Annotated in this window: 17 protein-coding genes and 2 riboswitches; of the genes, 12 read left to right on the top strand and 5 right to left on the bottom strand. The window is 43.3% G+C overall.

Translation table 11 applies throughout. The annotated features are described in order from the left end of the window. Positions 1–336 precede the first annotated feature (336 nt). Together ACJ9PY_RS10940 and ACJ9PY_RS10945 are read left to right on the top strand one after the other, a co-directional pair. On the top strand, positions 337–1,764 hold the full coding sequence (locus tag ACJ9PY_RS10940) for an alanine/glycine:cation symporter family protein (RefSeq protein ID WP_411740004.1): 1,428 nt from the start codon (positions 337–339) through the stop codon (positions 1,762–1,764). Positions 1,765–1,930: 166 nt separating this feature from the next. After that, positions 1,931–2,149, top strand: a complete 219-nt coding sequence (locus tag ACJ9PY_RS10945) for a YozQ family protein (RefSeq protein ID WP_411740005.1) — start codon at positions 1,931–1,933, stop codon at positions 2,147–2,149. Positions 2,150–2,247: 98 nt separating this feature from the next. On the opposite strand, the gene ACJ9PY_RS10950 is transcribed toward ACJ9PY_RS10945, so the two are convergent. The 5 genes from ACJ9PY_RS10950 to ACJ9PY_RS10970 all read right to left on the bottom strand — a co-directional run bounded on the left by ACJ9PY_RS10950 (position 2,248) and on the right by ACJ9PY_RS10970 (position 5,123). After that, complete coding sequence (locus tag ACJ9PY_RS10950; RefSeq protein WP_057275928.1) at positions 2,248–3,093, bottom strand: energy-coupling factor ABC transporter ATP-binding protein; 846 nt, start codon at positions 3,091–3,093, stop codon at positions 2,248–2,250. Positions 3,094–3,111: 18 nt separating this feature from the next. Beyond that, positions 3,112–3,888 (bottom strand): cobalt ECF transporter T component CbiQ, encoded by a 777-nt coding sequence (gene cbiQ / locus ACJ9PY_RS10955; protein ID WP_098866410.1) that lies wholly within the window; start codon positions 3,886–3,888, stop codon positions 3,112–3,114. After that, entirely contained in the window at positions 3,875–4,186 is a 312-nt protein-coding gene (locus tag ACJ9PY_RS10960) for an energy-coupling factor ABC transporter substrate-binding protein (RefSeq protein ID WP_034312516.1), read from the bottom strand. The genes cbiQ and ACJ9PY_RS10960 overlap by 14 nt, the downstream gene beginning before the upstream one ends. Before the next feature lies 1 nt (position 4,187). After that, a complete protein-coding gene (locus ACJ9PY_RS10965) occupies positions 4,188–4,931 on the bottom strand; it encodes an energy-coupling factor ABC transporter permease (RefSeq protein WP_411740006.1) in 744 nt (247 codons plus the stop codon). Between the two features lie 63 nt (positions 4,932–4,994). Then, positions 4,995–5,123, bottom strand: coding sequence for a hypothetical protein (locus ACJ9PY_RS10970; RefSeq protein WP_264641018.1), 129 nt, complete (start codon positions 5,121–5,123; stop codon positions 4,995–4,997). Then, a riboswitch (cobalamin riboswitch) is annotated at positions 5,106–5,302 on the bottom strand. Its footprint overlaps the gene before it by 18 nt. A 201-nt stretch (positions 5,303–5,503) precedes the next feature. Next, positions 5,504–5,694, top strand: a riboswitch (cobalamin riboswitch). Between the two features lie 151 nt (positions 5,695–5,845). Here ACJ9PY_RS10970 and ACJ9PY_RS10975 point away from each other — a divergent pair. Genes ACJ9PY_RS10975 through ACJ9PY_RS11020 form a run of 10 tightly spaced genes read left to right on the top strand, consistent with a single transcriptional unit; the run spans position 5,846 to position 15,142 of the window. Continuing rightward, positions 5,846–6,214: a (2Fe-2S) ferredoxin domain-containing protein gene (locus ACJ9PY_RS10975; RefSeq protein WP_411740007.1), complete on the top strand. Its 369-nt coding sequence runs from the start codon at positions 5,846–5,848 to the stop codon at positions 6,212–6,214. A 14-nt stretch (positions 6,215–6,228) separates the two neighbouring features. Then, positions 6,229–7,866 (top strand): precorrin-3B C(17)-methyltransferase, encoded by a 1,638-nt coding sequence (gene cobJ / locus ACJ9PY_RS10980; RefSeq protein ID WP_145505839.1) that lies wholly within the window; start codon positions 6,229–6,231, stop codon positions 7,864–7,866. 18 nt (positions 7,867–7,884) lie between these two features. Beyond that, positions 7,885–8,805 (top strand): sirohydrochlorin chelatase, encoded by a 921-nt coding sequence (locus ACJ9PY_RS10985; RefSeq protein WP_411740008.1) that lies wholly within the window; start codon positions 7,885–7,887, stop codon positions 8,803–8,805. Next, entirely contained in the window at positions 8,802–9,572 is a 771-nt protein-coding gene (gene cobK, locus ACJ9PY_RS10990) for a precorrin-6A reductase (RefSeq protein WP_063576404.1), read from the top strand. The genes ACJ9PY_RS10985 and cobK overlap by 4 nt, the downstream gene beginning before the upstream one ends. Before the next feature lie 12 nt (positions 9,573–9,584). Next, on the top strand, positions 9,585–10,232 hold the full coding sequence (locus ACJ9PY_RS10995; protein WP_034312499.1) for a precorrin-8X methylmutase: 648 nt from the start codon (positions 9,585–9,587) through the stop codon (positions 10,230–10,232). A gap of 5 nt (positions 10,233–10,237) precedes the next feature. Then, the gene (locus tag ACJ9PY_RS11000) at positions 10,238–11,341 is read left to right on the top strand and encodes a cobalt-precorrin-5B (C(1))-methyltransferase (protein ID WP_411740009.1); all 1,104 of its coding nucleotides are present in this window, start codon (positions 10,238–10,240) and stop codon (positions 11,339–11,341) included. Beyond that, positions 11,334–12,548: a precorrin-6y C5,15-methyltransferase (decarboxylating) subunit CbiE gene (gene cbiE / locus ACJ9PY_RS11005; RefSeq protein ID WP_411740010.1), complete on the top strand. Its 1,215-nt coding sequence runs from the start codon at positions 11,334–11,336 to the stop codon at positions 12,546–12,548. Before ACJ9PY_RS11000 ends, cbiE begins: the two co-directional genes overlap by 8 nt. Beyond that, complete coding sequence (cobI, locus tag ACJ9PY_RS11010) at positions 12,541–13,248, top strand: precorrin-2 C(20)-methyltransferase (protein ID WP_057275921.1); 708 nt, start codon at positions 12,541–12,543, stop codon at positions 13,246–13,248. Before cbiE ends, cobI begins: the two co-directional genes overlap by 8 nt. Further along, positions 13,245–14,021 (top strand): precorrin-4 C(11)-methyltransferase, encoded by a 777-nt coding sequence (gene cobM / locus ACJ9PY_RS11015; RefSeq protein ID WP_048678465.1) that lies wholly within the window; start codon positions 13,245–13,247, stop codon positions 14,019–14,021. The genes cobI and cobM overlap by 4 nt, the downstream gene beginning before the upstream one ends. After that, positions 14,018–15,142, top strand: coding sequence for a cobalt-precorrin 5A hydrolase (locus ACJ9PY_RS11020; RefSeq protein WP_411740011.1), 1,125 nt, complete (start codon positions 14,018–14,020; stop codon positions 15,140–15,142). Before cobM ends, ACJ9PY_RS11020 begins: the two co-directional genes overlap by 4 nt. Positions 15,143–15,148: the final 6 nt, after the last annotated feature.

The raw sequence follows: 15,148 nt of genomic DNA on the forward strand, positions 1-15,148 counted from the left end.
CAATTTAAACAGTACCCGCTTAGTATTTTTATAATGATGGTAATATAATTAGAAAATAACTTCCGTTGGGAATGATGTTAAATGAAGTGAGGAAGTATGATTATTATCTATAGGAAATGATACTGATATATTATATTTTTCGATTGATTCCACCAATTCATGAATGAAAAAAATGGAGTGTTAGGATATAATATATTATTGTATTGGAGATTCATTGTGGAATTTCCTTTTTTTTACGGGCTTCTTTTGTTTATCTTCTCGATGTACGGGGAAATAAATTATAGTTGTATATGTTTTTATAATAATAATCAGAGTTAAGTAGAGGGGTTTGTTTTAATGGAATTCTTAGAAAAATTTATTAGTGAGGCTAATGGTGTGTTATGGTCTTCCATATTGATCATCATGTTGGTTGGATTGGGTCTTTATTTTAGCATCCGCACGAAGTTTGTCCAATTCAGAATGGTAGGGGAAATGTTCAGGCTTTTGGGAGAAGGGGCCACTGCGGATAAAAAAGGTGTAACATCCTTTCAGGCATTTTGCATAAGCACGGCATCGCGGGTAGGAACGGGTAACCTTGCAGGTGTTGCCATCGCGATCACGACGGGCGGACCTGGAGCCGTTTTCTGGATGTGGTTAATAGCATTGATCGGATCTGCTTCCGCATTCATTGAAAGTACACTTGCTCAAATCTATAAAGTCAAGGATGGGGATGCATTCCGCGGCGGTCCTGCTTATTATATGGAAAAGGCATTGAATGCCCGTTGGATGGGCATCACTTTCGCCGTGTTGATTTCGCTTACATTTGGATTGGCTTTCAACTCGGTACAAGCCAATACGATTACAAGCGCATTCAATGAATCGTTTGGGATTGAAAAGTGGGTTACGGCAATCATCTTGGCTATGGTAACGGCTGTCATCATTTTTGGCGGGATCAAAATGGTTGCAAAAGTCTCTGAAGTCATCGTTCCGATCATGGCAGGAGCCTATGTAATAGTGGCGTTGATTATCATCATCATGAACATTACCGTGTTACCTGGTGTTTTTGCTTTGATCTTTGAAAGTGCATTCGATGGAATAAAAGAAGTGGCTGGCGGAGTACTGGGAGCTGCCATGATGCAGGGAATCAAGCGCGGCCTATTTTCAAATGAAGCCGGGATGGGTAGTGCACCAAATGCTGGTGCGACGGCTGATGTCAGTCATCCCGTCAAACAAGGGCTCATTCAGTCTCTAGGTGTTTTTGTCGATACGCTCATCATTTGCAGCTCGACAGCCTTCATCATTTTGTTTTCCGGTCTTTATACATCCAAGGAAACGGACGGTATCGTCCTTACCCAAAATGCCCTCGGAACGGCATTGGGATCTTGGGCAGGTATTTTCCTGGCCATTATCGTACTTTTATTCGCCTTTAGTTCCATTGTGGGCAACTATTATTATGGAGAGTCGAACATCGGCTTCATCAATGAAAATAAGGTTTGGCTGAATGTCTATCGTGTCGCAGTCGTAGGAATGGTGATATTCGGTTCGCTTGCCTCACTGGATTTTGTTTGGGGACTGGCTGACTTGCTTATGGCCCTTATGGCCATTATCAACCTGATTGCCATAGCATTACTAGGGAAAATTGCTTTTGCTGCACTGGCGGATTATCAAAAGCAAAAGAAAAGTGGGAAAAATCCAGTTTTCCATGTGAACAATATTAAAGGTTTGAAAAATGTGGAATGTTGGGGTGACCCATCCGATAATGTGGATGTGAAAAAGGAAGCCTAAGTTCTCATTAAGCTTACAAGTAAGTCCTTGAAAGGGGATATTACTTGTAAGCTTTTTTCGTCTTTTCCCCCTTTTTTCATCATTATTGAATATTGCTTCGTTTTTTACACAAAATACCTTTGTCTTTAATACTGCAATGATAATTTAAAAACTAGGAGTGAAACAAATGGATAGGAAGCAATCAAAAAATGAATCTTCAGAAGTTGCCGGGAGAATATATGATGTCAGCGATTATAAACGGGAAGATCCTTTATCTTCTGGACTGGCTCAAACCCACGAACAAGTCTCGGATACTTATGCGGAAGGCGAGATAAAGGCAGTCATTGATGATGTAAACGGAAGGGATATTGAGATTAAAAAAGAAAAGGAAGAAAAGAAATACTGAGGTTTTTGCTTTTGAACAAGGATTATCGCTGAATATTTTAAAGATATATCGGGTCCCCTAGCTTCTGGAAAGGTGAAACAGAAGCTAGGGGATCTTAATTAATAAATTTTTTCTGTTTCCAAGTTTTGAAGCAATTCTTCCTTCGTTCTTGGGAAAAGGTCCCTTTCTGCAAGATTCCTTGATTGAAGAAGGGCTTGAAACATTTCAAAAACCCACGGTTTCTCCAGATGTGCCTGCAGCAAAACGTCTTCATCATGGAAAACGGAAACAGGGTCCCCTTGATATATGACCTTACCATCGTTCATGACCACGATTTCATCAGCCCATTGGTAAGCAAAATTAACGTCATGAGTTGAGAGGATTATCGTTTTGTCAGGGTGGTGGATACTGTCCAGTAGATTCATGATTTGTCTTGAGAAATAAGGATCCAATCCAGCGGTAGGCTCGTCCAAGAGCCAGACATCGGGCTCCATGGCAAGTACCCCTGCGATGGCGACCCGTTTTTTTTGCCCAAGGCTCAAAAAATGGGTAGGTCTGTCTTTTAGTTCGGTTACTTCCGTTTCAGCCATTGCCCAATTTACTTTCTCCTGGACTGTAATTCTATCCCATCCTAAATTCATTGGTCCAAACGATATATCCTGTTGTACATTAGCGGAAAAGAGCTGAGAGTCGGGATCTTGAAAAACGATACCGACTTGCTTTCGTAATGATAATAATGCTTTCCGGTCATATTTCATTTTCTTGCCCTTAAATCTGATCTTTCCTGCAGTAGGTTGCAATAGACCATTTAAATGGAGGAATAAAGTCGATTTGCCAGCACCATTATTGCCTAATAATGCAATTTTTTTACCTTGTTGGATCGTTAGCGAAAGTCCTTTTAAAGCGAAGGTTCCATCTGCGAATTGATGGGTGAGGCCTTCTATATGAAAAATATGCTCGTCCATTGTTGGGTTGCCTCCAATTTACAAATATCCATTAATAAGGATTAAGCTTCCTAGTATGACAATCGCGATCAGCCAATTGCGTGAGGAATAGGTGTAAGTATCCTCGATATAGGAAAGGTTCTCCTGATAGCCTCTTGCGTTCATGGCCATCGTCAACTGTCCAGAGCGCTGCAATACTCCTAAAAATAATGATGAAATTAGTAATCCGAGAGATCGAATGCCTTTCCTAAACGAACCATACCCCAGCCGTGAAGCTTGTGATTGGTGAATGGCCAAAGCCGTATCTAAAAAAATAAAGATGAATCGATAGGTCAATTCTATTAAATCGACCAATAACGAAGGCATTTTAAGTTTTCGCAGCACGGATAGGATGACGGTAATGGGTGTAGTTAAGGTAAGGAAATATAAACAGCTGATGCTGCAGAATACGACAGTGATCAAATTGGCCACCGTACCAAAGCTGTCATCGCTGATGAATATTTGCCAATTCCCGATCTTCCAGGACCACCATGTATTCGAAATCGAAGTGAATTTACTAGTGAAAGAAAAAAGGATGGTAATGGTTCCTGATAGTATAAAAAATCCCGGTAATAGAAGTAATTTAAGATAATAAGAAAGCGGGATTTTTGCCGCGAAAATGATTAAAGCGCTCATCACCGTAAAAGTGATGAGCGAAACGGCCATATCCCTTACCGTTAACGAAAACAGCAAAAGAGAGAGTGCAAAAACCATCTTTTCCAACGGATGTACATCCTTTAGCCCATTGAAATAGGCATATTTATCAATGAGTAACATGCTTCGATTTTTCGGCCAATTCTTGTTTGGTTTGCTTATTCCTTTGTCTCATCACACCAATGAAGTATCCAATGAAGCCGGCTCCGATTGCAGCTTGAAGCGCAAATAATAAGCTTTCGGTTTCTGCACCTGGCGGCTCCCAAATACTGTTGAACCATGGCTTGTACTCCGGATGGATCTTAGTGATGGCTTCCTCGGCTTCGCCGTCGGCACCGCCAAATTCCGTTCCTTGTTGGGTGATTAACGGTAAGGTTGCAAGAATGACAACCAGGAAAAGCAGCAGTAAACTTTTTTTCATTTTAACGGGCCTCCTTAGATAAAACTCGCAGCAATTTCAATTCGCCTAGATTGTATTTTTTCAAGAAATTCATTACGACGACTGTCAATAACCCCTCACTGATCGCCAAGGGAATTTGGGTCAGGGCAAAAATCCCTGCAAATTTACTGAAAGAGGCCATGAATCCCCCTACCTCGGAAGGGAAAGCAAGAGCAAGTTGAACAGAAGTTACCACATAGGTGCCCAAATCCCCAAAAGCAGCTGCCAAGAATACGGCAAGTGAAAAAGACCATCCCAATTTAGTTGCGCCCTTGAAGACAAAGTAAGCAATGAAGGGTCCGCAAACGGCCATGGAGAATGCATTGGCCCCTAATGTCGTCAATCCTCCGTGTGCCAGTAAAACAGCTTGAAATAACAGAACGATGGAGCCGACCACACTCATGGCCAATGGTCCGAATAGTATGGAACCTAAACCAACTCCGGTAGGGTGCGAAGAACTTCCCGTAACAGAAGGAATCTTTAGGGCCGATAATATAAATACAAATGCGCCCGATAGGCCAAGTATCATTTTTGCTTCTGGGTTTTCCCTTACTTTGGACCTAATGGACCGGTAACCCAAGATTAAAAATGGAAGCGTCACGGCCCACCAGAATATAGCCCATTCTATGGGTAAAAAGCCCTCCATGATATGCATGGCCAATGCCCGTTTCGGGACAAAAAGCAATAAAATGACAAAATAAATAATTTTCCAATTGGTTCTTTTCATTCTTTCTCCTTTCAACACTTTTAATTGTTCTGATCAATCTTGAGAAGAAAAGCGGCGCCCAAACTAAAAAGCACTTCTCTCAAAGGAAAGAAGTGCGTAATGAACAGGAATTTTGCAGCATGAACCAACCATGGGCCATTTTGCCTGATCCGCACGCCCATCCTCGTAGGCTGAAACAGTTTCACGCTTCATGGCAGGTCTCCTGGCTTCGGTTCATCATCCCATTACATCCTTCCCATCTCATTTGACAGTGGATTAAAGTTAACGTAATGGAACTTCCCTTTACAGTGGCGGGACCGCTCCGGATTTTCACCGGCTTCCCTTTTAAGCTGAATTCCGAGAAATTCAACACCATGAAACTTATGTAATTATTTAGAAAATTCTCGTATAGTGTACCATAAAGAAATAATTCCAGCTACACTATCTTTTTTTTGGGGCCGAAATTTGTTGCGAGGATAGGATTGTAACTGGTTTTACACGTTTAAACTTTTCTAAACAGTCGGAATAAACTATTGAATTTTGACAAAGTTGTTATATGATAGATTAAGTTAGTTTGAAATGTATAATAAAACCAAATATTTCATTTTAAAAGTGCCCTTGTGTGAATAAGCAAGGGATAATAGGGAAATCGGTGAAAATCCGATGCAGCCCCCGCTACTGTAAACGCTGATGAAATTGTCGATAGCCACTGGCATGATGCCGGGAAGGGACAAAGTAAAATGAAGCGTAAGCCAGGAAACCTGCTTTTAAAATTGCATGATACTTTTCGGAGGGAAAGGTAGAAGGACTATGACGATTTTGGGAGGATTTGGCATGCTCGCCTTTGGCTCCTCATTCATATAGTTTTTTTAAAACCTTGACTCTTATGTTAAGGTTTTTTATTTCGCCTTTTCCCTGAACCTAGGAGGAAGAAGATGACTACTTGGAACTTGACGGGTACAAATACGCATCTGTTGATTTGTAATGGGAGCAGCTGCATGAAAAAGGGCGGGGAAGAAGTAACCCAAGCGATTCGCGATGAAATTGCTTCAAAAGGACTGGATCTGAAAATCCATACAACGAGGACACGCTGTAACGGAAGATGTAAGGATGCCTGCGTTGTGATTGCCTATCCCCAAGGAAACTGGTATCGAGTGGAAACGCCTGATTTCGGTCGGCAGATCGTCAGTAATATCGATGATGGTGAGTTTGTTTCACAGATGATCTATCAGTACAATGACGGGGAAATGGCCCCTAATCCAGATTTTCCTGCTCATACGGGTATTTCAAAGAACAAAGCGTAAAAGGAGATGTCTTAATGAGTACAAACGGTAAATTATTCGTCGTGGGCTTTGGGCCCGGGAATTTTGAACACATTACCAAACGTGCCGTCGAAGCCCTTCAAGAAAGTGACTACATCATTGGTTATAAAACTTATGTTGAACTCATTCAGGGACTGCTAACAGATCAAACGATCATTAGTACGGGGATGACTGAAGAGGTATCACGTGCACAGGAAGCAGTGAAACAAGCGGAGCTGGGAAAGAAAGTGGCGGTGATTTCCAGTGGGGATGCCGGAGTTTACGGGATGGCAGGGTTGGTTTATGAAGTATTGATTGAAAAAGGCTGGAAAGAAGAAACTGGAGTGGGCATTGAAGTCATTCCTGGCATTTCTGCAATCAACTCATGTGCGTCTTTACTTGGGGCGCCCGTCATGCACGATTCGTGTACGATCAGCCTCAGTGATCATTTAACTCCTTGGGAACTGATCGCTAAAAGGGTTGAAGCAGCTGCAATGGCAGACTTTGTCATTGCGCTTTATAATCCGCGCAGCGGCAGGCGGACCCGGCAAATTGTTGAAACACAGAAGATTCTCCTTCGCTACCGCTCGCCGGATACACCTGTCGGGTTGGTGAAAAGTGCTTATCGCGATAGGCAGGATATTGTCATAACCAATTTGCAGGATATGTTGAATCACGATATTGGAATGTTGACAACCGTCATTATCGGTAATTCATCCACCTTTTTATATGATGACAAAATCATCACACCAAGAGGCTATCAGAGAAAATATACGCTGAATTCGGAAAAGCAAACATTGAAGCCGCATCAGCGACTGCAAAAAGAAGCGGAACCGTGGGCATTAGATCAAGAAGCCTTAACCGATTCCGCTGGAGGAGTTGGATTACTTACAAAAGCACCAGAAAAGAAGCCAGCTTCCTATGAAATGGCAATGGAGGCCCTGTCAAGAGTCAAGGGTCAAGCCGTTAAGCAGTCCATTCAGCCGATTGTTCAGCAAAAAATGGAGTCGGTATTCGAACTTGCCGTTAGTCCAGGTGTGGCGAATAAACAATTCACTCCCAAACAAATGATGACACTTGCGGAAGTTGTCGGGGAAAAGGGAACGATGGAATATACGCCAAATCATAAAATCGTCTTAAAGATCCCGACAATGGATCCGGAAGTCATTACGGGGAAATTGCAATCAGCAAACTTTCTTTTGTCGCCGATTGGGGATGTACTGACATTAAAAGCCTGTGATTTCTGTGATGGTGAAAAAGCGGAATCCATTCCTTATGCGGACGAAATACACCGGGTGCTTGGCGGAATGAGCATGCCCAAGGAACTGAACATCGGTTTTAATGGGTGTGGGATGGCTTGTTATAGTGCTGTGATGGATGATATCGGGATTGTCTTCCGAAAAGGGAAGTTCGACTTATTTCTTGGAGCTAAACCGGTTGGAAGAACAGCCCATCCGGGTCAGCCGGTAGCGGAAGGCATTGAACCGGAACAGCTTGTAGAACTGATCACGGACATTGTCGGCGAGTATAAGCAAAATGCCCATCCAAATGAGCGGCTTTTTAAATACTTCAAACGTTCGAAAAAGATACAGAATTTTTCTTATCAGGACATCGCTCCCAAAATAAACATAGAGCCTGCGCCTTGTGAAGACTAATCAAGAGGGGGAAAGTAAATGAAAGCAGTTTTGTTCGTAGGACACGGAAGCCGGTTGGCTTCGGGAAATGAAGAAGTCCGTCATTTTATTGAAAATATGATTCCGGCAATGGACGGGCGTTTCATAGTGGAAACGTGCTTCTTGGAATTTGCGGCACCGAATATATCCAAAGGAATCGATAATTGTGTAAAACGAGGGGCTACTGAAGTTATCGTCATACCGATCATTTTGTTGCATGCAGGACATTCGAAATTACATATCCCAGCTGAAATAGAGGATGGGAAAACCAAGTATCCAGAAGTGAAATTCACATACGGCCAAACGATCGGGGTCCACCATGATGTATTGACGATCCTGACAGACCGTCTTGAGGAAGCGGGATTCGATACGACCTCTGAACATTCTGAGACAGCGATATTGCTAATTGGCCGAGGTGGCAGTGATGCTGATGCCAATAGTGATATATATAAAATTTCACGATTATTATGGGAAAAATTAAGCGTTAAATGGGTCGAAACAGCCTTCATGGGTGTAACGGACCCTCACGTGGATGAAGGTATTGAACGATGCATCCGATTAGGGGCAAAAAAAATTGTGATGCTGCCATATTTCCTCTTCACTGGGGTGTTGATGGAAAGAATGGAGGATATGCTGAAAGGCTATCAAGAGCAATATCATGATCGAGAATTCATATTGGCAAAGTATTTTGGATACCATCCAACCTTACAGAACATTCTGCAAGAACGAGTAATTGAAGCCAGTGAAGGCAAATCAAGCGGGGCGCGTGATTTGGAAAACTATCGTAAACATGTCGAGGAACATGGACATGCTCACCATCATCACCATCACGACCACGATCATGATCATGATCACCATCACGACCACGACCATGATCATCACCACGATCATGATGGGCAAGCGGTGGGGACATCAAAATGATTTTGTTCTTGGCGGGTACAAGTGATGCAAGGGAATTAGCGATTGAGATGCAGCAGGTGGGGTACAAGGTTTTGGCAACTGTTGTAACCGAATCGGCTGCTAAGAGTTTGCAGGATGCAGGGATATCCACCCGGATTGGCCGATTATCTGCAGAAGATATGACATCTTTAATCTCTGCAAAAGGTTTTCAGGCTGTAGTCGATGCAAGTCACCCATTTGCCGAAGAAGCATCCAAAAACGCCCTTAACGGAGCAAAGGCAGCAAATGTTCCTTATATTCGTTATGAGCGTGAAAGTCAACGGTTTCAGAATGATAAATTGATAGTTGTTCGTGATTATGAGGAAGCTGCCAAGCTTGCCGCAGAAAAACGGGGAGTCATCATGCTCACGACCGGAAGTAAAACCCTAGCCGTGTTTGCAAAAGAATTGGTGGGGCTCGAGAATACCAGAGTCATAGCGAGAATGCTGCCACGCATGGACAATATGGAAAAATGTGCGCAGTTGGGCATTGAACAAAAAAATATCGTTGCGATTCAAGGGCCATTTTCCAAAGAATTAAATAAAGCTCTATATGAACAATATGGGGTCACATTGATGATAACGAAAGAAAGTGGCAAGGTCGGTGCGGTTGATGAGAAATTGGAAGCCGCGTTGGAATGTGGAATTGAGACAATCATGATATCTCGACCGGATGTCGACTATCAGAATGTTCATTCCAGTTTTGATCATGTCATTGCCGAGTTGAATAAACAGCTAATTGAAAAATAGGAGGAATGCAAGATGGATTTTAAAACAGATTTTAAACCACTCACGGTAGACCCTGACAAAATATATGATTATAGCTTTTCAATCATTGCTGAAGAAATGGGCAATCATGATTTTTCTGAAGATGAATGGAAAATCGTCCGCAGGGTCATTCATGCTTCAGCGGATTTTGAATTGGGAAGAAGTGTCATCATCCACCCAAATGCCATTCAAGCTGGTGTGGAAGCCATTCGCAAAGGAAGGCATGTCATTGCTGATGTGCAAATGATCGAGAGCGGCACAGGCAAAAAAAGATTTCAAAAACACGGCGGGGACGTTCATTGCTATATTTCAGATCCGGATGTGATGGTCGAGGCAAAACGTTTGAATACGACAAGGGCAATCATTTCGATGCAAAAAGCTGTAAAGGAAAATGAAGGGGGCATTTATGCCATTGGCAATGCACCTACCGCTTTACTTGAGCTCATTCGCCTCATTAAAGAAGGGATTGCAAAACCGGACCTAATCATTGGAATGCCTGTTGGGTTTGTTTCTGCAGCAGAATCGAAAGAGGAACTCGCTAAGATCACAGAAGTTCCATTCATTACGAATATTGGCCGAAAAGGTGGAAGTACTGTCACTGTTGCCGCATTGAACGCGATTTCCCTTTTAGCTGATAGTTAAAAAACATGGAAAAGAAAGTGAAAAAAGACCCCTCACAAATGCGTCATGGATATACGACGGGAGCATGTTCGACAGCCGTGACCAAAGCGGCATTGACTGCATTGATCACGGGGGATGCACTAGAGGAGGCAACGATTTCCTTGCCAATTGGCCGAGATGCCACTTTCACTATTGAGAAATATGAAATATCGGAAAATGCGGTTAGTGCAGAAACGGTTAAAGATGCCGGAGATGATCCCGATGCCACACATCTGGCCCTTATTATCTCTACTGTCAGCTGGTCCGATGCACCTGGGATTATCTTGGATGGAGGGACCGGAGTTGGTCGTGTGACCAAACCCGGGCTTCCCGTTCCTGTAGGGGAAGCGGCTATTAATCCTGTACCGCGCAAAATGATTTTAACCACTGTGCAGCAAACATTGGAAGAATTTAAGATCAATAGAGGAGTGAAAGTCGTCATCTCCGTACCTGCAGGTGAAGAAATAGCGAAAAAGACATTAAATGGCCGCTTGGGGATTGTGGGAGGCATTTCCATTTTGGGAACAAGGGGCACTGTCGTCCCTTTTTCCAGTTCCGCCTATATGGCAAGTATCGTACAGGCTATCAGTGTCGCCAAAGCGAGTGGGTGTGAGCATCTAGTCTTAACGACTGGCGGGCGCAGTGAAAAGTATGCAATGGGCCTTCTTCCAGACTTACCTGAGGAAGCCTTTATTGAAATGGGTGATTTTGTGGGCTTCTCACTTAAGCAATGTAAGAGGCAGGGAATTAAAAAGGTATCACTGGTCGGCATGATGGGTAAATTCTCCAAAGTGGCCCAAGGTGTGATGATGGTGCATTCAAAAAGTGCCCCGGTCGACTTTGGTTTTCTATCGGAAATAGCCCAAAGCGTCGGAGCTGAAGATGATCTTGTTCTTGAAATCAAGAATGCAAACACAGCGTCACAAGTCGGGGATATGATGTCAGCCATTAATAACTTTGACTTTTTTAATAAACTATGTGAATCCTGCTGTCACTCTGCCATTAACCAGGTGAAGGGCGGCATTGAAATGGAAACGGCGATTTATTCGTTGAAAGGACAATTACTGGGAAGGGCTGTTGGAATTGAGTAAATCGATTAAATTAATTGGGATAGGGGATAACGGTCAGGAAAGCTTACTGCCTCAATATGCCCAATGGATAGAAGATAGTGAAGTGCTGGTCGGAGGTGAACGGATCTTATCCTTCTTTCCGAACTATTCTGGCAAGAAGATTGTCATAAAGGGCGGCTTGAAAAAGGTCGTGGAGCAACTGCAGGATGAAACTCGTCCAACGGTTGTCCTAGCTTCCGGTGACCCACTGTTTTATGGAATGGGAGGCTATCTTTCCAGCAAAATCAACATGGAGGTTTACCCATATTTCAGTTCGATTCAGCTTGCTTTCGCAAAAATGGGGGAAAGCTGGCAAGATGCCTTTCTCGTCAGCATTCATGGCCGCAGCATGAAAGGGCTGGCCCAAAGAATTGATGGGAAAGCGAAAGTGGCCTTACTTACAGACAGTGAAAATAGTCCTAATCAACTGGCTAAATATCTCCTTTCATTCGGAATGACTGAATACCGGGCATTTGTGGCTGAAAACCTTCAAGGAGAAGACGAAGAATCTGGCTGGTATGAACTAGATGAAATGACGGAGCGGGAATTCTCTCCCTTGAATGTCGTCATTTTGAAAAGAAAATCAGAAGGTCCAAGCTGGTCCTTGGGGATAGAGGATGAAGAATTTTCGCAGCGTAAGCCGGACAAAGGCCTCATAACCAAAAAGGAAATTCGAGTATTGAGTCTGCATGCGTTGAAGCTAAGGAAAAACAGCATAGTTTGGGATGTTGGGACGTGTACGGGCTCAATGGCAATTGAAGCGGCCAAGCTTGCATCGGAAGGTCAAATCTTCGCAATTGAAAAAAATGAGCCTGATTTAGAAAACTGTTATCAAAACCAACGTAAATTCCGTACCGATATAACGGCGATTCATGGTAAAGCCCCGCAGGGATTGGAAACTTTTCCAGATCCTGATGCGATCTTCATTGGCGGGACCGGCGGCGAAATGGGAGAGCTGATCAATACTTGCTGCAAACGGCTTAAAGTTGGCGGCAGGATCGTTCTGAATGCTGCGACGATTGAGAATCTTTACCGGGCTAATGAGGCATTTGCTGAAGCTGGTTTTCACACTTCCATCATGCATGCGCAAATCTCCAGAAGTAAGCCAATATTGGGAATGAACAGATTTGTACCGCTTAATCCGGTTTATATCATTACTGCACAACGAAAGGAAGACATGAATGAGTAATCTTGGTACATTATATGGCCTTGGCGTGGGCCCAGGCGATCCAGAACTTATTACGGTAAAGGCATTTCGCGTGATTCAGGAATCTCCGGTCATTGCGTATCCAAAAAAAAGAAAAGGGAGTAAAAGCTACGCCCATCGCATTGTTGAAGTTTACATTCGTCCTGAAGAGAAGGAGATGCTGGGCCTTGTTTTTCCGATGACGAAAGATCAAGCCATCTTGGATCGGGAATGGAATGGAACGGTTGAAAAGGTTTGGCAAAAATTAAACGAAGGAAAAGATGTAGCTTTCGTTACGGAAGGCGATCCGCTTTTATATAGTACGTTCATACATATGATGAAATTGATGCAGGAGTTGCATCCTGAAGTCGAAATCAAGACGGTCCCAGGCATTTCTTCCTTTAATGGATCAGCGTCAAGGCTGGGCATCGCTTTGGCTGATGGTGATGATCATGTTGCGATAGTTCCTGCAAGGGATGATTATGAAGCGATGAAGAAGGCGATCGAAGATCATGATGCCGTGGTGTTCATCAAAGTGGCAAAGGTCATCGATTTAATGATTTCCGTTTTAAAAGATTTGGACTTACTTGAAAAGGCCTCGGTCGTAACCAAAGTCACTTCCGATGAAGAAGTGATTTGGAAAGTGAGTGAATTGGAAGGACTTGAACTAGAATACTTAACATTGATGGTGGTGAGAAAATGAAGATATATATTGTAGGGGCCGGCCCGGGTGATCCGGATTTGATTACTGTAAAAGGATTGAACATTCTCCAAACGGCCGATGTGATTTTATATACGGATTCATTAGTGAATGAAGAATTGATTGCTAAGGCAAAACCCGATGCTGAGGTGCTAAAAACGGCTGGAATGCATTTGGAAGAAATTGTTGGCATCATGGTCGATCGTGTTAAAGAAGGAAAGATGGTTGCCAGAATCCATACAGGGGATCCTGCCATGTACGGTGCAATCATGGAACAAATTGTCCTATTGAAGAAAGAGGGTATTGGTTATGAGGTGATCCCTGGAGTGAGTTCGGTATTCGCCTCAGCAGCGGCAATAGGAGCAGAGCTGACTATCCCTGATTTAACCCAGACACTCATATTAACGAGAGCTGAAGGACGTACGCCTGTTCCGGAATTTGAAAAATTACGTGATTTGGCTAGTCATCATTGTACGATTGCCCTTTTCTTGAGTGCGACCTTGACAAAAAAAATCGTTAAAGAACTTCAGGAAGCAGGTTGGAAGGATGAAACACCGGTCGCAGTCATTCAACGGGCAACATGGCCGGACCAAAAAATTGTCCGTACCACATTAGTGAACTTAGATGATGCCATGCGTCAAAACGGTATCCGCAAGCACGCGATGATTTTGGCTGGATGGGCTTTGGACCCTGACATCCATGATAAAGATGAATACCGTTCCAAACTATATGATGCGAGCTTTACCCACGGTTTCAGAAAAGGTGTTAAACCATGATCATTGAATTGAAAGAAGCGGAACTTGCTCCCATTAAACGGTCCCATACTTATGCGATCGTAGCGATTACAAAGCATGGCGTCGAGCTGGCACGAAAATTACATACCGTTTTTTCGAATTCGGATCTATATTACATGAGCAAGTTTGAAAAAGGGGACGAAGAGCATAAACAGATCCAGCTTTTTTCGGGCAGTGTCCGTATGCTATTGCCAGCTTTGTTCAAGGAATATAAAGGAATCATACTAATTATTTCTCTCGGGGCAGTAGTCAGGATGATTGCACCAATTTTGAAGGATAAGAAAACGGATCCAGGTGTCGTAGTCATTGATGATAAAGGGGAAAATGTTATCAGTGTACTTTCAGGGCATCTGGGAGGGGCAAATGAACTGACAAAGGAAGTGGCTGCAGCGCTTGACGCAAGAGCCATAATCACGACGGCTTCTGATGTACAAAAAACGATTCCTGTCGACTTATTCGGCCAGCGCTTCGGCTGGATTTGGGATTCAGCAGAAAAATTGACGCCAGTAAGTGCGTCCGTTGTAAATGAAGAGCATGTTGCTGTTGTACAGGAATCAGGGGAACGGAACTGGTGGCATTATGATACGGCTTTACCTGAACGAATTATCGTATACCCATCCATTGAAGAAGCGCTTCAAGCAAAGCCGCAAGCTGCTCTGGTCGTGACTCACCGCATGCTCAAGCAGTCGGAAAAGAGGATCCTGGAAAATGGAATCGTATATCGTCCAAAGGTCATCGCTCTCGGTATCGGATGCAATAGGGGAACGGAAGCTGCTGAAATTGAGCATGTGATTGCAGAAACACTAGCCGAATTATCGTTTTCATTAAAAAGCGTTAAGGCTATCTGTACAATTTCCTTGAAGAAAGACGAACTCGGCTTGATTGAAGTAGTTGAAAAATACGGCTGGGAATTCGTGCATTATGAACCCGAAGAGCTTAATCAAGCCAAAATCGAGGCGCCATCGGATACAGTGTTTAAATACACGGGTGCATATGGTGTGAGTGAACCGGCTGTGAGGATTTATACCAATGCTGAACAATTGGAGCTTGTTAAGAAAAAATCGGGAAACGTAACCATATCAGTTGGGATCATTCCTTTTTAAGGAGGA

It is taken from the genome of Peribacillus sp. S4, from assembly GCF_046715815.1.
Classification (GTDB): Bacteria; Bacillota; Bacilli; order Bacillales; family DSM-1321; genus Peribacillus; species Peribacillus frigoritolerans.